Source organism: Geodermatophilus sp. URMC 63, assembly GCF_053502565.1.
On record NZ_CP199956.1, the window covers coordinates 5,378,020 to 5,393,495 of the forward strand.

A 15,476-nucleotide genomic window follows, 5' to 3' on the forward strand; every position below is an offset into this window, starting at 1 on the left:
CGGGTCAGCCGGCGAGCGGCAGGTCGAGGGTGTGCGCGGTGTGGTCGCGCTTGACGGTCAGGTAGCGGGCGTTGGCCGCGGACAGGTGGACGCCGGTGGCCACGCGCTCGGTCACGGCGACGCCCTGCAGCTCGAGCTGGACCGCCTTGTCGGGGTTGTTCGACAGCAGCCGGACCCGGTCGGCGCCGAGGGCGTGCAGCATCTGCGCGGCGGCGGTGTAGTCCCGCTCGTCCTCGCCCCGGCCCAGGGCCAGGTTGGCCTCATAGGTGTCCAGGCCGGCGTCCTGCAGGGCGTAGGCGTCGAGCTTGGCGTACAGGCCGATGCCGCGGCCCTCCTGCCGCAGGTACAGCAGGACCCCGCCGGCCTCGGTGATCCGCTCGGCCGCCTCGCGCAGCTGCGGCCCGCAGTCGCAGCGCTCGGAGCCGAACACGTCCCCGGTGAGGCACTCGCTGTGCGGGCGGACCAGCGGCGCCGGGCCACCGACGGCGGCACGGTCGACGGCGGCCCGCCAGTTCCCCAGCCCCAGCGCCAGGTGCTCCCTGTCGTCGGCCAGGCCGGTGAAGGTGAACACCTCCGCGGTCGTGGCATAGCCGTCGGGGAAGCGCAGCGGGACCGTGACCCGGGTGCGCACCGCCGACGGGACCGGGGACACCAGGTCGGCGCCGAGCGTGAGGGTCATCGGGACCTCCGGATCAGTTGTACCTACAAGCGATGACCCTAGCGCGAAGAGGTTGAAGGTACAAGTAGCTGGGTGGGACGATGTCGGCGTGGAACCCCGGTGGCTGGACGAGGCGGAGCGAGCGGCGTGGGTGCGGCTGGTCGCCGTCGTCGAGCTGCTGCCCGGCGTCCTGGACGGCCAGCTGCGGCGCGACGCGCAGCTGACCCACTTCGACTACCACGTGCTGGCGATGCTCTCCGAGGCGCCCGGGCGGGTGCTCCGCATGACCGACCTCGCCGCCCGCACCAACGCCACGCTCCCCCGGCTGTCGCACGTCGTCCGCCGGCTGGAGGACCGCGGGCTGGTCGAGCGGGCACCGTGCCCGGAGGACGGCCGGGCCACCAACGCGCACCTCACCCCGGCCGGGTGGGCGAAGGTCCGCGAGACGGCACCGGGCCACGTGACCACCGTGCGGGAGCACGTGATCGACGCGCTCACCCCCGAGCAGGTCGGCCAGCTCGCCGGCATCGCCGAGGCACTGCTGCACCGCCTCGACCCCGACGGGCGGGTGACCGGCGCGCTGGACAGCCGCGAGCAGGCGGCCGGCCGCTAGCCGGAGCTCTTCTGCACCAGCCGGCGGACGCCGGCCAGCCACCGCTGCGGGTCGGCGGCCTTCTGCGCCCAGTAGGTGCCGACCTCGGGGTGCGGCAGGACGAGGAAGCGGTCCTCGGCCAGCCCCTCGACCACCGCCTGCGCGACGTCCTCCGGCGTGATCACCGACCCCGACGCGGCGACGATCGACGCCGCCGAGCGGCCCTGCTCCAGCGGGTCGAGCAACAGCGGGGTGGCCACCCCGAGCGGGCAGACGACGCTGACGCCGATGCCGCGGTCGCCGTAGGTCACCGCCAGCCACTCGGCCAGCGCGACGGCGCCGTGCTTGGTCACCGTGTACGGGGCGTCGCCGGGCGTGGTGAGCAGACCAGCCGCGGAGGCGACGTTGAGCAGGTGGCCGCTGCCGCGCTCGAGCATCGACGGCAGCACCGCCCGCGCCGCGTACACGTGGGAGAGCACGTTGACGGCGAAGACCTGCTGCCAGACGGCGGTGTCGACCTCCAGGCCCCCGCCGGTGAACACCCCCGCGTTGGAGCAGAACAGGTCGATGCGCCCGTGCGCGGCCAGCGTCCGCTCGACCAGCGCGGCGACGGCGGCCTCGTCGGTGACGTCGGTGGTGTCCGCCGTCCCGCCGACCTCCTCGGCCACCCGCTCGACGGCGGCACCGTCGCGGTCGCTGACCACGACGGCCGCGGCGCCCTCCGCGGCGAAGCGGCGGGCGAGCGCGGCACCGATGCCGCTGCCCGCTCCGGTGACGACGGTGACGGCGTCGGTCAACTGCATGTCGGGGACCTCCTCGGGCGGGCCCGGGACCGGGCCGTGGCTCGGGTACGGGAGTGGGCGGACGAGCGGGACGGGGACGGCGGGCTGCACCCGGCTGGTGCGGCCGAGCCCGACCAGTACCCGGGACACGCGCGTCGTCGACCACTCCCACCCGACCGTCCCGGCACGACGACGGTCCTCGTGCGTCGTGTGCCGTCGTCGGGGCATGGGTAGGGGCCGTCGACCAGCAGCTTCCAGCCCAGGGAGAACCCATGACCACGCCCCAGATGACGACCCGCGACGCCGCCACCGGTCAGCGCGACATCAAGTCGCACGACACGACCAGCTTCGCCGACCTCGGCAAGGAGATGTGGTCCTACCTGACCGGCAAGGGTGCGGCGATCAACTACGAGTTCGTGGACATGACCGTCGAGGTGCCGCGCGAGACCGGTCCCGAGGCGCCGCGGGCGACGTGGAAGCTCAACGGGACCCTGCGCATCACCACCGCCGAGAACGCCAGCCGGGGATGACGCCGGGGGACGACCGCACCCTCGACGTCACCGCCGACCTGCGCGTCGAGGTCGACGGTGTCCCCGTACGGGTCCGGGCGTCGGGGTCGGAGATCGCCGTGACCTCCGCGGACGTCCGGCGGCTGTTCGCCGCGGTCCGCGTGGCCGGCGGAGCGGCGACCCAGGGCTCACCGGGTCGCGCCGACCTGGCCCGGGTGGCCGACACGCTCGCCGGGCACGGTCTGACCGCGCGGCTCGACGGGCCTGCCGGGCGGGTGCTGTCCCTCGGGGCGGCGGTCGACTCCGCGGCCGGATCGGGCCTGCTCGGTTCACGCCACGCCCGCGTGCACCCGGCGGGAGCGCTGCGCAGCAGCGGGCCGGTCCCCGCGCTGGCGGCAGCGGCGCTGGTGCTGCTCGTCCTGCTCCGCCGGCTCCGCCGCTGAGTCCCGGACCGGGTGCGCACGCGCGCCCGGTCCGGCATCGGCTCAGGCGGCCGTGCGGGCGCCGCGCCACAGGTCGACGCCGGCGTCGACGGCGTGCTGGTCGATGCGGGCGAGCTCGTCGGCGGAGAAGTCCAGCCGGTCGAGGGCGGCGACGTTCTGCTCGAGCTGGGTCACGCTGCTCGCGCCGATGAGCACGCTGGTCACCCGCTCGTCGCGCAGCGCCCAGGCCAGCGCCATCTGGGCGAGGGACTGCCCGCGCTCCTGGGCGAGGTCGTTGAGCGCCCGGACGTGCTCGAGCGCCTCGCCGGAGAGCAGGTCGGTCGACAGCGACTTCCCCTGGCTGGCGCGCGAGCCCTCGGGGATGCCGCCCAGGTACTTGTCGGTGAGCATCCCCTGGGCGAGCGGGGAGAAGGCGATGCAGCCGGCGCCGACGTCGGCGAGGGTGTCGAGCAGGCCGTCGGTCTCGATCCAGCGGTTGAGCATCGAGTAGCTCGGCTGGTGGATGAGCAGCGGCGTGCCCAGGTCGGCGAGGATCCGCGCCGCCTCCGCCGTCGCCGCCGGCGAGTAGGACGAGATGCCGGCATAGAGCGCCCGCCCGGAGCGGACGGCGGTGTCCAGCGCGCTCATCGTCTCCTCGAGCGGCGTCGTGGGGTCGGGCCGGTGGGAGTAGAAGACGTCGACGTGGTCCAGGCTCATGCGGCGCAGCGACTGGTCGAGGCTGGCGAGCACGTACTTCCGCGAACCGCCGCCCTGGCCGTAGGGGCCGGGCCACATGTCCCAGCCGGCCTTGGTGGAGAGGACCAGCTCGTCGCGGTAGGGCGCGAAGTCGTCGCGCAGGTGGCGGCCGAAGTTGGTCTCGGCGCTGCCGTAGGGCGGGCCGTAGTTGTTGGCCAGGTCGAAGTGGGTGATGCCCAGGTCGAAGGCGCGCCGCAGGACGGCGCGCTGCCGCTCGAGCGGGACGTCGTCACCGAAGTTGTGCCACAGCCCGAGGCTGATGACCGGCAGGTCCAGGCCGCTGCGGCCGGTGCGGCGGTAGGTCATCGTCTCGTAGCGCGCGTCGGCGGCGGAGTAGGTCATGACCCCACTCCTGCCCGCCGGGCGCCCGGCCGGAACGCGGCGCGGACACCTCACCGGCGCCCGTGGCGGACCCCACCGCCGCGGGCGCCGTCGCGTGGCGGATCGGGCGCGGTGTGCAGGTCACTCGGCGGTGTACTCGCGCAGCAGGTCGGCGGCGTCGCGGTAGCCCTCCTCGGCGAGCCGGCGCAGCTCGGCGACGTCACCGAGCTCGCCGGCGAGCTCGACGAGCTGGTCGGTCGCCGTCGTCCAGCCGAGGTCGGACAGCCGCCGCAGCTCGGCCAGGTCGCCTCGCTCACCGGCCAGCTCGACGAGCTCGTCGACGGCGTCGCGGTCACCCTTGGCAGCTCGCTCGCGCAGCCCTGCGTAGTGGGGAGCGGTCATCGGACCAGGGTGCTCCTCGGCGGGTGCGGTGCACAGGCACCAGCTCACGCCGTCGCCCGATCCGCCCGGGAGCCGGCGCCCGTGCTCCGGGTCAGAAGGGCGGTGGGTCGTCGTCCGGGTCGGCCGGCCGTGGCACTGGGTCGTCGCGCGGGTCGGTGTCGGTGGGCGGCGGGTCGGGAGCCGGTGGCGGTGGCGGCATCCCGGGTGGTCGGGTGGTGCGGGTGACCCCGGACGGGTGGTCGCCGTCAGTACGCCGTCGGCGCTCATGTGGAAGCGCCAGCCGGGGGCGAAGGTCTCGAGCCGGTGGTGGCTGCGGCACAGGCAGCACTGGTTGGCGCAGTCGGTGGGCCCGCCGTCGGCGTGCGGGACGACGTGGTCGGCGTCGGCCCAGCCCACGCGTTGGCCGCAGGTGGGGAAGCGGCAGGTGCGGTCGCGGGTGCGCACGAACGTCTGCTGTGCGGTCGAGGGCGTGTAGCCGGAGGTCTGCGCGGGCCGGTCGAGCACCGCACACCCGCATTCCGCCTGCGGGTGCGCGGGGCAGCCGCGGCGCACCAGGCGCCGCAGCGCGTCGAGCCCGGCGGTGGCCCGTAGAGCGCCGTCGGTGTCGGTCCGCGCCACGGTCACCGACCCACCCGCCGGAGTCCGCAGCCCCAGGCCGTCCCACTGGGCGAGGACATCCCGAAGCCGGCCGGCGGTGATCGGCAGCCTGTTCACCTCGCCCGGTTCGGTCGACCGGCCGGCGAGGGAGGCCAGGGTGGCGGAGAGGTGCAGGTGCGCGGTCACCGGCGCCCGGGCGGTGTCCCAGGGGCGTGTGATCAGGTCGGCGAGCACGGCCGCGCGGAGCTGCCCGATCGGCCGCTCGTCGCCATCCTGCTTGGAGAGCACCGCGAGCTGGTCGACCAGGTCGTAGCAGGCCGCCGCCACCGACGCGGGCAGCACGGTGGCCAGCGTGCTCATGCCGGCCTGCGGGGAGGGGTGGACGCGCACATCGGCGTGCCGCTCGGCGTCGCGGCGGCGCTCGTCGACCGCGTCGGCGTCCACGGCCAGCAGCGCCGCCACGGCGCGCTTGCGCAGCCTGCCGGTGGTCAGCGCGGCCGCCTCGGCCAGCAGCTGCGCCTCCACGGCGCGGGCGATCGCGGGGTCGGTGTGTTCGAGCACGTCGACGAGGACCCTGGCCCGCGCCTCGTCCAGGCTGCCGGCGGCCAGCGCCGCCCACGTGCCCGGCAGCGACGTGCGGTAGGTCCAGGCCCGGTGCGCCAGGTGGGTGGCGGTGCCGCGGCCGCAATTGAGGATCATCGCCAGCTCGGCGGTGAAGAACTCACTCACCCCCGGTAGCTCGGGATCCGGCGCCCACGACCCCCGCCGCGCCCCTGGTGTCCCAGGAGCGGGATCGAGCTCATCAGGGCTGTCATCGGCCAGCCCGAGCACCAGCTCTGCCTCGTAGGCAGCCGTCATCGCCTTGACCGCCTGCAACCGCGCCAGCTCGGCGGCCTTCTGCTCCCGCGACAGCGACCCCACCGGCAACCGCCGCAGCTCGGGACCCTGTACCAGCAGCAGGTCGAGCAGCCCACCGGCAACCGCCGGCTCGCACTCCTCGACCGCTGTCATGAGGCGAACCCACGACCGGGGGACGACAGAACCGCAGCTCACAGGCGTGTACGGCGGTTCGGCCCTGGGCGAGCGGACGGCATCGACCGACGACGTCCGCCCCTGGTGGACGCCGCCGTCGCGGGGATGTCACTGGCGCCCGACGGCGGCGGTCGCCTACCGTGTAGTGCGTGTCCGCAGCTCTGCAGTCGTGGTGGCGCGCCTCCTAGGCGCCCGCCTCTGCACCTGCCCCACCCATCCGCGGCCGCCTCGATCGAGGCGGCCGCTGCTGCGTGCAGGACCGGCCCGGTCGACGGCCTCCCCACCCGGAGGACCCGATGCCCGACTCCCTGCTCGCCCGCCTCGTCGCTGACCCCACCCCACCGCCGTTCGCCGTCCTCCGCAGGGAGGACGGCCCCGCCACGGACGGCGGCCCCGGTGTCGAGGTCCTGGTCGGCGACCTGGTCGACGTCCCCACGCTCGCGGACGTCCCCGACGACGACCAGGTGCTCGCCCTCGTCCCCTACCGCCAGGTGGTCGAGCGCGGCTTCGTCTGCCACGACGACGGCGCCCCACTGCGCTGCCTGGTCGTCCGCGACCGCGAGGTGCTCACCCGGCAGCAGGTGCTCGACCTCCTCCCCGACGAGCCGGTCGACGTCGAGCACCTCGGCTTCGACGTCGACGACGCCGCCTACGCCGCCACCGTGGCCGCCGTCGTCCGCGACGAGATCGGCCGGGGCGAGGGCGCCGACTTCGTCGTCCGCCGCGACCACCGCGCCCGCACCACCACGCCGGCGCCCTGGGCCGCACTGCGGCTGCTGCGCCGTCTCCTGCAGAGCGAGCCGGGTGCGTACTGGACCTTCGCCGTGCACGCCGGCGACGCCACGCTGGTCGGCGCCACCCCCGAGCGGCACGTCAGCAGCCGGGGCGGCGAGGTACTGATGAACCCGATCAGCGGCACCTACCGGCACCCGGTGACCGGGCCCGACGAGCAGGGCCTGCTGGCGTTCCTCCGCGACCTCAAGGAGACCGAGGAGCTGTTCATGGTGGTCGACGAGGAGCTCAAGATGATGAGCGCCGTCTGTCCCGACGGCGGCCGGGTGCTCGGCCCGCGCCTGAAGCAGATGAGCGCCCTCACCCACACCGAGTACCTGCTGCAGGGGCGCAGCGACCTCGACGTGCGCGACGTCCTGCGGGAGACGCTGTTCGCGCCGACGGTCACCGGCTCACCGGTGCGCAACGCCGCCCGGGTCATCCGGCGGCACGAGGCGACGCCGCGCGGTTACTACTCCGGCGTGCTGGCGCTGCTCGGGCACGACGACGACGGCCGGCAGACCCTCGACGCGCCGATCCTCATCCGCACCGCCCACCTCGACCCCGACGGCGGCATCCGCGTCCCGGTCGGCGCCACGCTGGTGCGCGACTCGGTGCCCGAGCACGAGGTCGCCGAGACCCACGCGAAGGTGGCCGCCGTCCTGCGGGCCCTCGACGGGCACCCCGCGCCGCCCCCGGCGGCCCGGCTGGCCGACCGCCCCGCCGTCCGTGCCGCCCTCGCCGAGCGCAACCGGTCGCTGGCCCCGTTCTGGCTCGAGCCGCAGGCCGACCGGGCGCTGCCCGCGCTGAGCGGCCGCAGCGCCCTGGTGGTCGACGCCGAGGACGCGTGGACGGCGATGCTGGCCACCCAGCTGCGCCGCCTGGGCCTGCGCACCGACGTCGTCGCGTGGGACGCCGACCCCGACCCCGACGGCCACGATCTGCTCGTCGCCGGTCCGGGCCCGGGTGACCCGCGGCAGCCGGACGCGCGGATCACCGCGTTGCGCGACCTGGTGGGGCGCCGGCTCACCACCGGGCGGCCGCTGCTCGCCGTCTGCCTGAGCCACCAGGTCCTCGCCGGCCTGCTGGGCCTGCCGCTGGTGGCGCTCCCCCGCCCGCACCAGGGCACGCAGCGGCGGGTGGAGCTCTTCGGCACCACCGCCCGGGTCGGCTCGTACAACACCTTCACCGCCGCCCCCGGCGACCTGCCCGAGGGGGTGGAGGCGGCCGTCGACCACGACACCGGTGAGGTGCACGCGCTGCGCGGACCCGCCTTCGCCTCGGTGCAGTTCCACCTGGAGTCGCTGCTCTCCCCCGACGGCCTGGACCTGCTCGCCGACCTTACCGGAGCACTGCTGGCCGGGCGCCCGGCAGCGGGCCGGTGAGCCCGGGGACTGCAGGCCGACGAGGACGACGTCGTCCGAATCCGCTGCGAGACCCCGGTGGCTCGGTTCGGGAGGTGCCGGGACGCCGCGCGGAGGAGCGGTGACGCCGGTCCGCGGCTCTGCTTGCATGACCGGCCATGAGCGGCGAACCGGCCCGGGACCCGTCCGGACTGCGCGTGGCGGTGCTCGGCCCCGGAGGGGTCGGCGGGCTGCTCGCGGCGCTGCTGACGCAGGCCGGGGCGAGCGTGACCTGCCTGGCCGGGGCCGGCACCGTCGAGGTCCTGCGCACCTCCGGGCTGCGGGTGGACAGCCGGCTGCTCGGCGTCGTCACCGTGCACGTGGACGCCGCCGAGCGGCTCTCCACGCCGGTCGACGTCTGCCTGGTCTGCGTCAAGGCGACGCAGCTGGACGCGGCCCTCGCGCGGGTGCCGGCCGACGTCCTGGGCGATGCGCTGCTCGTCCCGCTGCTCAACGGCGTGGAGCACGTCGCCGGGCTGCGGCGGCGCTATCCGGACGCCACCGTCGTCCCCGCCGCGATCCGGGTCGAGAGCACCCGCACCGAACCCGGCGTCGTGTGCCACGACAGCCCGTTCGTGACCATCGACCTCGCGGCGCCGGAGGGGGCCGCGGAGCGGGTGGACCGGCTGGCCGGGGTCCTGGAACGGGCCGGGGTGACCGTGCGGACCACCGACGACGAGGCGGCCGTCCTCTGGGGCAAGCTCGCCTTCCTCGCGCCGTTCGCCCTGCTCACCACGTCGGCGCGGGCGACCGCCGGCGAGGTGCGCGAGCACCGGCGCGACGACCTGCTCGCCCTCGTGCGCGAGGTCGCGTCGGTGGCCCGCGCCGAGGGTGCCCCCGGTGACGCCGACCTGGTCGTGGGCTTCTTTGACGGCGTCCCGGCGGGCATGCGCTCGTCGATGCAGCGTGACGCCGCCGCGGGCCGGCCGACCGAGCTCGACGCCATCGGCGGAGCCGTCGTCCGCGCCGCCGAGCGGCACGGGATCGAGGTGCCGGTGACCGCCCGCTACGTCGCCGAGCTGCGCGCCACCACGGACTGAGCGCCGCCCGGAGGCCGGGTCGCCCCGGCCGCGAGCAGGGCCGCGACGAGGACGGCGACCACCACGAGGAGCGCGTCGAGGACGCCGGTCGCCTCCGCGACGACGCCGATCAGCGGCGGCCCGCCGAGGAACGCGGTGTAGGCGATCGAGCTGACCACCGAGACCCGCGCCGCCGCCAGCGCGGGGTCGTCGGCGGCGGCGCTCATGCCGACCGGGAAGCCCAGCGCGGCGCCGGCGCCCCACAGCACCGCGCCGACGACGGCCAGCGGCAGCGCGGGCGCGGTGACGAACAGCAGGAGCCCGGCGACGGCGGTCGCGCCGCCCACCCGCAGCGTCCGGACGCGACCCCACCGCTCGAGCACGCCGCCCCCGAGCACCCGGACGGCGGTCATGGCGGCGACGAAGCAGGCGAAACCGGCCGCCGCGACGGCCTCCCGGACCTCCTGCCCGTCCACCAGCGCGACGGCGAGCCAGTCGTTGGCGCTGCCCTCGGCGAACGCGAAACCCAGGGTCATCAGGCCGACCAGCAGCGTGCGCGGCTCCCGCCAGGCCCGCCCGACACCGGAGCCCCGCTCGCGGGCGGTCCCCTCCCCGGTCCCGCGGGGCAGGAACGCCCGGGTGGCGACCCCCACCGCGCCGAGGGAGAGCGCCGCCACGAGCAGCAGGTGCAGGGGCAGTGGGAAGGCCAGGGCCGCGGCGAGGGCCCCGAGCAGCGCACCGGCGACCGCGCCGAGGCTGTACCCGGCGTGCAGCCGCGGCATGAGCGGGCGGCCCAGCCGCCGCTCGACGTCGGCGCCCTCGATGTTCATGGCGACGTCCCACCCGCCGACCCCGACGCCGACCAGCGCGAGGCCGGCCCCGGCCAGCGGCACGGAGGCCAGCCCCAGGCCCCCGGCGAGCAGCAGCAGTCCCACGGTGGCGACGGCGGCCGCGGCGAGCACGCCGCGCGCCGTGCCGGTCCGGTGCACGACCGGTCCGGTCGCCGGCAGCGCCAGCGTCGACCCCGCGGCCACGCAGAGCAGGAGCAGCCCGAGCCCGGCGGCGGACAGGTCCAGCGTGTCGCGCGCGGCCGGGACGCGGGAGATCCACGACGCGAAGGCGAACCCGTTGACGATGAAGGCGGCGGCCACGGCGGTGCGGGCCCGCCGGACCCGGACGTCGGTCTCGGACGAGGTGGGGGTCACGGCTCTCCTCTGCGCTCCCGGGCGACGCCCCGACGCTACGGCCGCCCGGTCCCCGCACCCCGACCGGTCCGGTCTCCCGGGTGGCGCCGCGCGTCCTAGGAACCCGACGGCGGCTCGGCGAGCAGGTCGACGGCGATCTCCATCGGAATCGCCTCGAACCGCTCGGCGACGGCCCCGGCCATCAACCGCTCGCCCTCGGTGTCGCCGTGCTCGCACCGCTCCCGCGTCGCGGCGTCGGGCCAGCGGGCGTAGGCCACCCAGGTGCCGTCGGCGGCGCGGTGCAGGCGGGAGCCGTGGCTGCCGCACCGCGCGCGGATGGCGCGGGTGACCCGCGCCCACCCGTCGACGAACCGGTCCTCGGCGCCCGGGTGCAGGCGCCAGCGGTACACCACTGCGAACACTCGTCCCTCCTCCGTGTGCCTCCGCGGGTGACCCTCACACCTCGAGCGCGCACGCGGTCGAGCGGCAGCGCGACCGCGGCGCCTCCGGCAGTGCCGCGGAGCTGACGGATGGGCGGCGTCTGGCACGTTGACGGGGTGGACGATCCCGCCGCACCGCCGGTGCAGCTGCTGTACGTGCCCTACGACTCGGGCGTGCGGGACGCGCGGATGGGAGCCGGTCCGCTCGCACTCGCCCGCGCCGGCGCGGCGCCTGTGCTGCGGGAGCGCGGACACGACGTCGACGAGCAGGTGCTCGAGCCGACGTCGGCCTGGCGCGCCGAGACACGGACCGCCTTCGAGCTGCACCGGGTGGTGGCCGGCGCCGTCCGGGAGGCACGCGGCAGCGGCCGGCTGCCGCTGGTGCTGGCCGGCAACTGCAACACCACTCTCGGCGTCCTGGCCGGCCTGTCCCGGTCCGGCCGGCGGGTCGGGCTGGTGTGGCTGGACGCGCACGGCGACCTCAACACCCCGGAGACGACGTCGACCGGGTTCCTCGACGGCCAGGGGCTGGCCATGGTCCTCGGGTGGTGCTGGCGGACGGCGACCTCCGGCGTCGAGGGGTTCGAGCCGCTGCCGGAGGAGCACGTGGTGCTCGTCGGGGCCCGCGATCTCGACGCGGCCGAGGAGGCGGCGCTGCGCGCGTCCGGCGTCCGGTGGCTGCCCCCGGACGACGCCCGGGACGGCGACGCCGTGGCCGCGGCCCTGGACGACCTCGCCACCCGGGTCGATGCCCTGCACCTGCACGTCGACCTGGACGTGCACGACCCCGACGCGGTGGCCCCGGCGAACGAGTACGCGGCCCTCGACGGGCTGCTGGCCGCGGACGTGCTCCGGCTCGTCGGGCAGGCCGCCGAGCGGTTGCCCGTGCTCTCGGCGACTTTGGCCGCCTACGACCCGGCCCACGACCGCGACGGGCGGGTGCAGCGGGCGGCGCTCGACCTGCTCGCCCACCTCGCCGCCGCCGGCACCGGCGCGGGGCCGTGAACGCCGTCGTCACCTCCACGAGCGGCAGCGCTCCTCGGCCGACCAGGCACGATGCCCGGGTGACCGACGACCGGCTGCCACCCCTGACGGCCGCCGGCGAACGCGCCACGCTGATCGCGGTGTTGGAGCGTCAGCGCGCCACTCTGGCCTGGAAGTGCCACGGCCTCGACGACCAGCAACTCAGGACCCGGGCCGTGCCGCCGTCGGGACTGTCCCTCCTCTGGCTCGTCCGCCACGCGACCGAGGTGGAGCGCAGCTGGTTCCGGCGGGTCATGCAGGCGGACGACGAGCCGGCCGTCTGGGAGGTGCCGGCCGACGCAGGCCTCGGCGACGAGGAGATGACCGGGCCGCAGGCGTTCGACCGCTGGGAGCGGGAGGTCGGCCGGTCGCGGGCCTTCGTCTCGGCCGCCGCATCGCTCGACGTGGTCGGGGCACACCTCGGGGAGCAGTACTCGCTGCGGTACGTGCTGCTCCACGTGATCGAGGAGTACGCCCGCCACAACGGCCATGCGGACCTGTTGCGCGAGCGCGTGGACGGCGCCACCGGCGAGTAGGCGCCCAGGGGCGGCACTGGGGGGCCGGTCCGCGGCACGGGCGCCCCGGGCACCGTGTCTTACCATATGTGACACACTCGAGGTCGTGGCCGAGACCATCACCTTCCGTCCCGACGACGACGCCCGGCGGGCCCTGGCCGTGCTGACCCAGGACGGCACCCCGGTCTCGGCTGCCGTGCGTGCCGCGCTCATCGCGGCGGCGAGGACCGCCGCGCGTGACCGGCTGCGCGAGGAGGCCGCCGCGCTCGCCGCCGACGAGGCCGACCGGGCCGAGGCCGTCCAGGTGCTGCGGGACATGGAGACCCTGCGTGCGTGGTGAGGTGTACCGCCTCCGCTCGCCCCGGGGCACGCAGGGGCACGAGCAGGCCGGGGTCCGGTACGCCGTCGTCGTCCAGTCCGACCTGCTGCCCCTGTCGACCTGGCTGGTCGCGCCGACCTCCACCTCGGCCCGTGCGGCGACCTTCCGCCCCGAGGTGTCCGTCCAGGGTCGCCCCACCCTGGTGCTGGCCGAGCAGACCACCGCGGTCGACCCGGAGCGCCTGGGCGACTCCGCCGGTTCCCTGACGTTCGAGGAGCTGCGCCGCGTCGACGCGGCCCTGCGCCTGGTCCTCGGCCTCTGATCGGCCACACCGCACGCCGGCGGCCACCGCTGTGCAGCAGCCGGGCCACTCAGCCGAGGGGATCGGTGGCGCGACGCAGGGCGGCGGCTGCGCCCGTGATCGGTCGGCCGTGGCCGGGGCAGGCGACCTCGACGTCCAGCGAGGCGAGTCGCTGCAGGGACGCCCAGGCGCCGGCGCGGTCGGTGTTGAAGGGACCGAGGATCGCCCGGCCCTCGTGCTCGGCGACGGTGTCACCGGTGATCACCACCCCGTGCCGCGGCAGGTGCAGGGCGATGCTGCCCGGGGTGTGCCCGGGCACGGCCAGCACCACCGCGCCGCCGGCGACGTCCAGCACGTGCCCGTCGTCGACCGGCTCCGCGACCGGGACGGCGGGCGCGGGCCGGACGTCGGCGGTGGCGACGGCGTACAACGCCTGCTCGGCCGTGGTGATGACCGGGGGTGGGCCGGGGAAGCTCACCGCGCACGAACGGAGCGTCCCCGCGGCCGACGAGGACCGGGGCACCGGACCGGGACGCCAGCTCGGCGGCCGAGCCGGCGTGGTCGTCGTGGAAGTGGGTCAGCACGATCCGGCGCAGGTCGGAGCGGTGCAGCCCCAGCTGCTCCACCGCGGCCTCGATGGCCGGGCCGGTGCCGGACAGGCCCGTGTCGATCAGCGTGACGCCGTCGGGCCCGTGCCACACGTAGGCGTTGACGAAGCCCAGCGGCAGCAGGTGCAGGCCGGGGACGACCTCGGTTCCGTCCATGCCCGGACGCTGGGCGACCACGTCCGCGCCGGGGCGACGTTCCGCCGAGGGCGGACGACCCGTGTGGTCAGCGCCGGGTGTAGGGGCCGGTCGACTCGGCGTGGTAGCCCTTGGCGCCGACGGCCAGGGCCAGGTCGCTGCGCGGCGGCCGCCCCTCGGCGAGCAGGTCCAGGGCCGTGCGGAAGTCGTACGCCGGGGTCCAGCCGAGATCGGCGCGGGCGGCGTCGTTGACGTACACCCGGTCGATGGCGGGGAAGAAGTGCCAGCCCAGCCGGTCGTAGAGGTCCACCGCGTCGGGGAACAGCCGGGCGACGACGGCCGGGGCGTCGGTGCGCAGCTCGGCGAGGTGCTCGGGGCGGAACGGCGTGGTGGCGCTGACGACGTAGCGGCCGAAGCCGAGCCCGGGTGCGCGGGCGAGGGCCGCGCGGTGGGCGGAGACGACGTCGGCGAGGTCGACGCGCCGGTACAGCAGCTCGTTGACCTTGGCGTTGTCGTCGTCGTAGGCGGTGCGGACGTCGTCGGCGTCGTCGCCCTCGGGGAAGAAGCGGGAGGTGCGCAGGACCACCACCGGCAGGCCGGTGTCGCGGGCGACGAGCTCGCACAGGTCCTCGGCGGCGACCTTCGTGGCGCCGTAGACGTTGCGCACCCGCGGCGGGACGGCCTCGGTGACCCAGGCGGCCGGCTCGCCCGGTGCCGGGACCAACGCCCGGCCGAACGCGCTGGTCGTGCTGGTGACCACGACCCGGCCGACGCCGGCGGCCGCGGCCTCCTCGAGCACGGTCAGCGTGCCGGTGACGTTGGTGTCGACGAACGCCTGCCGGGGATGCGTGCCGACGTGCGGCTTGTGCAGCGTCGCGGTGTGCAGCACCGCGCCGGCCCCGGCGAGCGCCGCGCGGACGGCGGACCGGTCGGTGACCGACGCGACGACGTCCGTCCACGCCGAGGGCAGGGCGTCGAGGCCGACGACGTCGTCACCCGCGTCGCGCAGCACCCGCACGAGCGCCTCGCCGAGGTGTCCCGAGCTGCCGGTGACCAGGACCCTCACGGCGTCACCCGCCCGGTGGTCGGCACCGCGCCAGCCTGGCACGCTCCCCGGCGGGGCATGCTGCGGGGACCGGCTCCACCCCACGCGAGAGGACGGTCCGCGATGACCACCACGCCCGCTCCCGACCTCCCCGCGCGGGAGGCCGAGCGCGCCCGCATCCGCGCGGCGCACCTGCGGCCGGCCGGCGAGCGGCAGCCCTCCACCGCCCGGGGCCTGCATCACACCGCGCTGATCAGCGGCGACGTCGAGCGGACCGTCCGCTTCTACCAGGACGTGCTCGGCTTCCCCCTGACCGAGCTGATCGAGAACCGCGACTACCCGGGCTCCTCGCACTTCTTCTTCGACATCGGCAACGGCAACCTCGTCGCCTTCTTCGACTTCCCCGGCCTCGACGTCGGTCCCTACGCCGAGGTGCTCGGCGGCCTGCACCACATGGCGATCAGCGTCGAGCCCGACCGCTGGGCGGATCTGGTGCGGCGGCTCGACGACGCCGGTGTCCCGCACGAGGTGCACAGCGGCGTCTCGGTGTACTTCCGCGACCCCGACGGCGCCCGCATCGAGCTCATCGCCGACCCGCTCGGCGAGATGTACGGCCACCAGGTGCTCTGAGCGGAGGGCCGG

18 protein-coding genes and 1 pseudogene are annotated in these 15,476 nt (G+C 75.9%); 10 read left to right on the top strand and 9 right to left on the bottom strand.

What is annotated here, in order from left to right; genetic code table 11:
* Nucleotides 1-4: 4 nt before the first annotated feature.
* On the bottom strand, nt 5-679 hold the full coding sequence (locus tag ACWIZO_RS26030; protein WP_448640469.1) for a GTP cyclohydrolase II: 675 nt from the start codon (nt 677-679) through the stop codon (nt 5-7).
* Between the two features lie 88 nt (nt 680-767).
* Here ACWIZO_RS26030 and ACWIZO_RS26035 point away from each other — a divergent pair, with 88 nt between their 5' ends.
* Nucleotides 768-1,271: a MarR family winged helix-turn-helix transcriptional regulator gene (locus tag ACWIZO_RS26035; protein ID WP_448640470.1), complete on the top strand. Its 504-nt coding sequence runs from the start codon at nt 768-770 to the stop codon at nt 1,269-1,271.
* Here the strand turns inward: ACWIZO_RS26035 and ACWIZO_RS26040 are convergent.
* Entirely contained in the window at nt 1,268-2,053 is a 786-nt protein-coding gene (locus ACWIZO_RS26040; protein ID WP_448640471.1) for an SDR family oxidoreductase, read from the bottom strand. The genes ACWIZO_RS26035 and ACWIZO_RS26040 overlap by 4 nt on opposite strands.
* A 251-nt stretch (nt 2,054-2,304) precedes the next feature.
* Between ACWIZO_RS26040 and ACWIZO_RS26045 the strand changes: the two genes are divergently transcribed.
* Nucleotides 2,305-2,562, top strand: a complete 258-nt coding sequence (locus tag ACWIZO_RS26045; protein WP_448640472.1) for a hypothetical protein — start codon at nt 2,305-2,307, stop codon at nt 2,560-2,562.
* Nucleotides 2,559-2,984: a hypothetical protein gene (locus ACWIZO_RS26050; protein WP_448640473.1), complete on the top strand. Its 426-nt coding sequence runs from the start codon at nt 2,559-2,561 to the stop codon at nt 2,982-2,984. The genes ACWIZO_RS26045 and ACWIZO_RS26050 overlap by 4 nt, the downstream gene beginning before the upstream one ends.
* 42 nt (nt 2,985-3,026) lie before the next feature.
* On the opposite strand, the gene mgrA is transcribed toward ACWIZO_RS26050, so the two are convergent.
* Together mgrA and ACWIZO_RS26060 are read right to left on the bottom strand one after the other, a co-directional pair.
* The gene (gene mgrA / locus ACWIZO_RS26055; protein WP_448640474.1) at nt 3,027-4,061 is read right to left on the bottom strand and encodes an L-glyceraldehyde 3-phosphate reductase; all 1,035 of its coding nucleotides are present in this window, start codon (nt 4,059-4,061) and stop codon (nt 3,027-3,029) included.
* 120 nt (nt 4,062-4,181) lie between these two features.
* Nucleotides 4,182-6,050 carry a DUF222 domain-containing protein gene (locus ACWIZO_RS26060; RefSeq protein WP_448640475.1) on the bottom strand — a complete coding sequence of 623 codons (1,869 nt, stop codon included), beginning with the start codon at nt 6,048-6,050 and terminating at the stop codon, nt 4,182-4,184.
* 317 nt (nt 6,051-6,367) lie between these two features.
* Here ACWIZO_RS26060 and ACWIZO_RS26065 point away from each other — a divergent pair, with 317 nt between their 5' ends.
* Nucleotides 6,368-8,227, top strand: a complete 1,860-nt coding sequence (locus tag ACWIZO_RS26065) for an anthranilate synthase family protein (protein WP_448640476.1) — start codon at nt 6,368-6,370, stop codon at nt 8,225-8,227.
* 137 nt (nt 8,228-8,364) lie between these two features.
* A complete protein-coding gene (locus ACWIZO_RS26070; protein ID WP_448640477.1) occupies nt 8,365-9,285 on the top strand; it encodes a ketopantoate reductase family protein in 921 nt (306 codons plus the stop codon).
* Here the strand turns inward: ACWIZO_RS26070 and ACWIZO_RS26075 are convergent.
* Together ACWIZO_RS26075 and ACWIZO_RS26080 are read right to left on the bottom strand one after the other, a co-directional pair.
* The gene (locus tag ACWIZO_RS26075) at nt 9,252-10,469 is read right to left on the bottom strand and encodes an MFS transporter (protein ID WP_448640478.1); all 1,218 of its coding nucleotides are present in this window, start codon (nt 10,467-10,469) and stop codon (nt 9,252-9,254) included. The two genes, ACWIZO_RS26070 and ACWIZO_RS26075, sit on opposite strands and share 34 nt — an antisense overlap.
* 95 nt (nt 10,470-10,564) lie before the next feature.
* Complete coding sequence (locus ACWIZO_RS26080) at nt 10,565-10,870, bottom strand: antibiotic biosynthesis monooxygenase (RefSeq protein ID WP_448640479.1); 306 nt, start codon at nt 10,868-10,870, stop codon at nt 10,565-10,567.
* A 135-nt stretch (nt 10,871-11,005) separates the two neighbouring features.
* Here ACWIZO_RS26080 and ACWIZO_RS26085 point away from each other — a divergent pair, with 135 nt between their 5' ends.
* The 4 genes from ACWIZO_RS26085 (at nt 11,006) to ACWIZO_RS26100 (ending at nt 13,067) form a co-directional block, all read left to right on the top strand.
* Nucleotides 11,006-11,893, top strand: a complete 888-nt coding sequence (locus ACWIZO_RS26085) for an arginase family protein (protein WP_448640480.1) — start codon at nt 11,006-11,008, stop codon at nt 11,891-11,893.
* Between the two features lie 59 nt (nt 11,894-11,952).
* Nucleotides 11,953-12,447, top strand: a complete 495-nt coding sequence (locus ACWIZO_RS26090; protein ID WP_448640481.1) for a DinB family protein — start codon at nt 11,953-11,955, stop codon at nt 12,445-12,447.
* An 85-nt stretch (nt 12,448-12,532) separates the two neighbouring features.
* Complete coding sequence (locus ACWIZO_RS26095) at nt 12,533-12,766, top strand: hypothetical protein (RefSeq protein WP_448640482.1); 234 nt, start codon at nt 12,533-12,535, stop codon at nt 12,764-12,766.
* Nucleotides 12,756-13,067 (top strand): type II toxin-antitoxin system PemK/MazF family toxin, encoded by a 312-nt coding sequence (locus ACWIZO_RS26100; RefSeq protein ID WP_448640483.1) that lies wholly within the window; start codon nt 12,756-12,758, stop codon nt 13,065-13,067. Before ACWIZO_RS26095 ends, ACWIZO_RS26100 begins: the two co-directional genes overlap by 11 nt.
* A 49-nt stretch (nt 13,068-13,116) precedes the next feature.
* Here ACWIZO_RS26100 and ACWIZO_RS26105 read toward each other — a convergent pair whose 3' ends face one another.
* From ACWIZO_RS26105 to ACWIZO_RS26115, 3 genes and pseudogenes are all read right to left on the bottom strand, one after another.
* Complete coding sequence (locus tag ACWIZO_RS26105; protein WP_448640484.1) at nt 13,117-13,569, bottom strand: MBL fold metallo-hydrolase; 453 nt, start codon at nt 13,567-13,569, stop codon at nt 13,117-13,119.
* A pseudogene (locus ACWIZO_RS26110) lies at nt 13,514-13,810 on the bottom strand (MBL fold metallo-hydrolase); the annotation flags it as partial. The pseudogene ACWIZO_RS26110 and the gene ACWIZO_RS26105, both read right to left, overlap by 56 nt.
* A gap of 67 nt (nt 13,811-13,877) precedes the next feature.
* The gene (locus ACWIZO_RS26115; protein ID WP_448640485.1) at nt 13,878-14,855 is read right to left on the bottom strand and encodes an NAD-dependent epimerase/dehydratase family protein; all 978 of its coding nucleotides are present in this window, start codon (nt 14,853-14,855) and stop codon (nt 13,878-13,880) included.
* 102 nt (nt 14,856-14,957) lie between these two features.
* Here ACWIZO_RS26115 and ACWIZO_RS26120 point away from each other — a divergent pair, with 102 nt between their 5' ends.
* Nucleotides 14,958-15,464, top strand: a complete 507-nt coding sequence (locus ACWIZO_RS26120) for a VOC family protein (RefSeq protein WP_448640486.1) — start codon at nt 14,958-14,960, stop codon at nt 15,462-15,464.
* Nucleotides 15,465-15,476 lie beyond the last annotated feature (12 nt).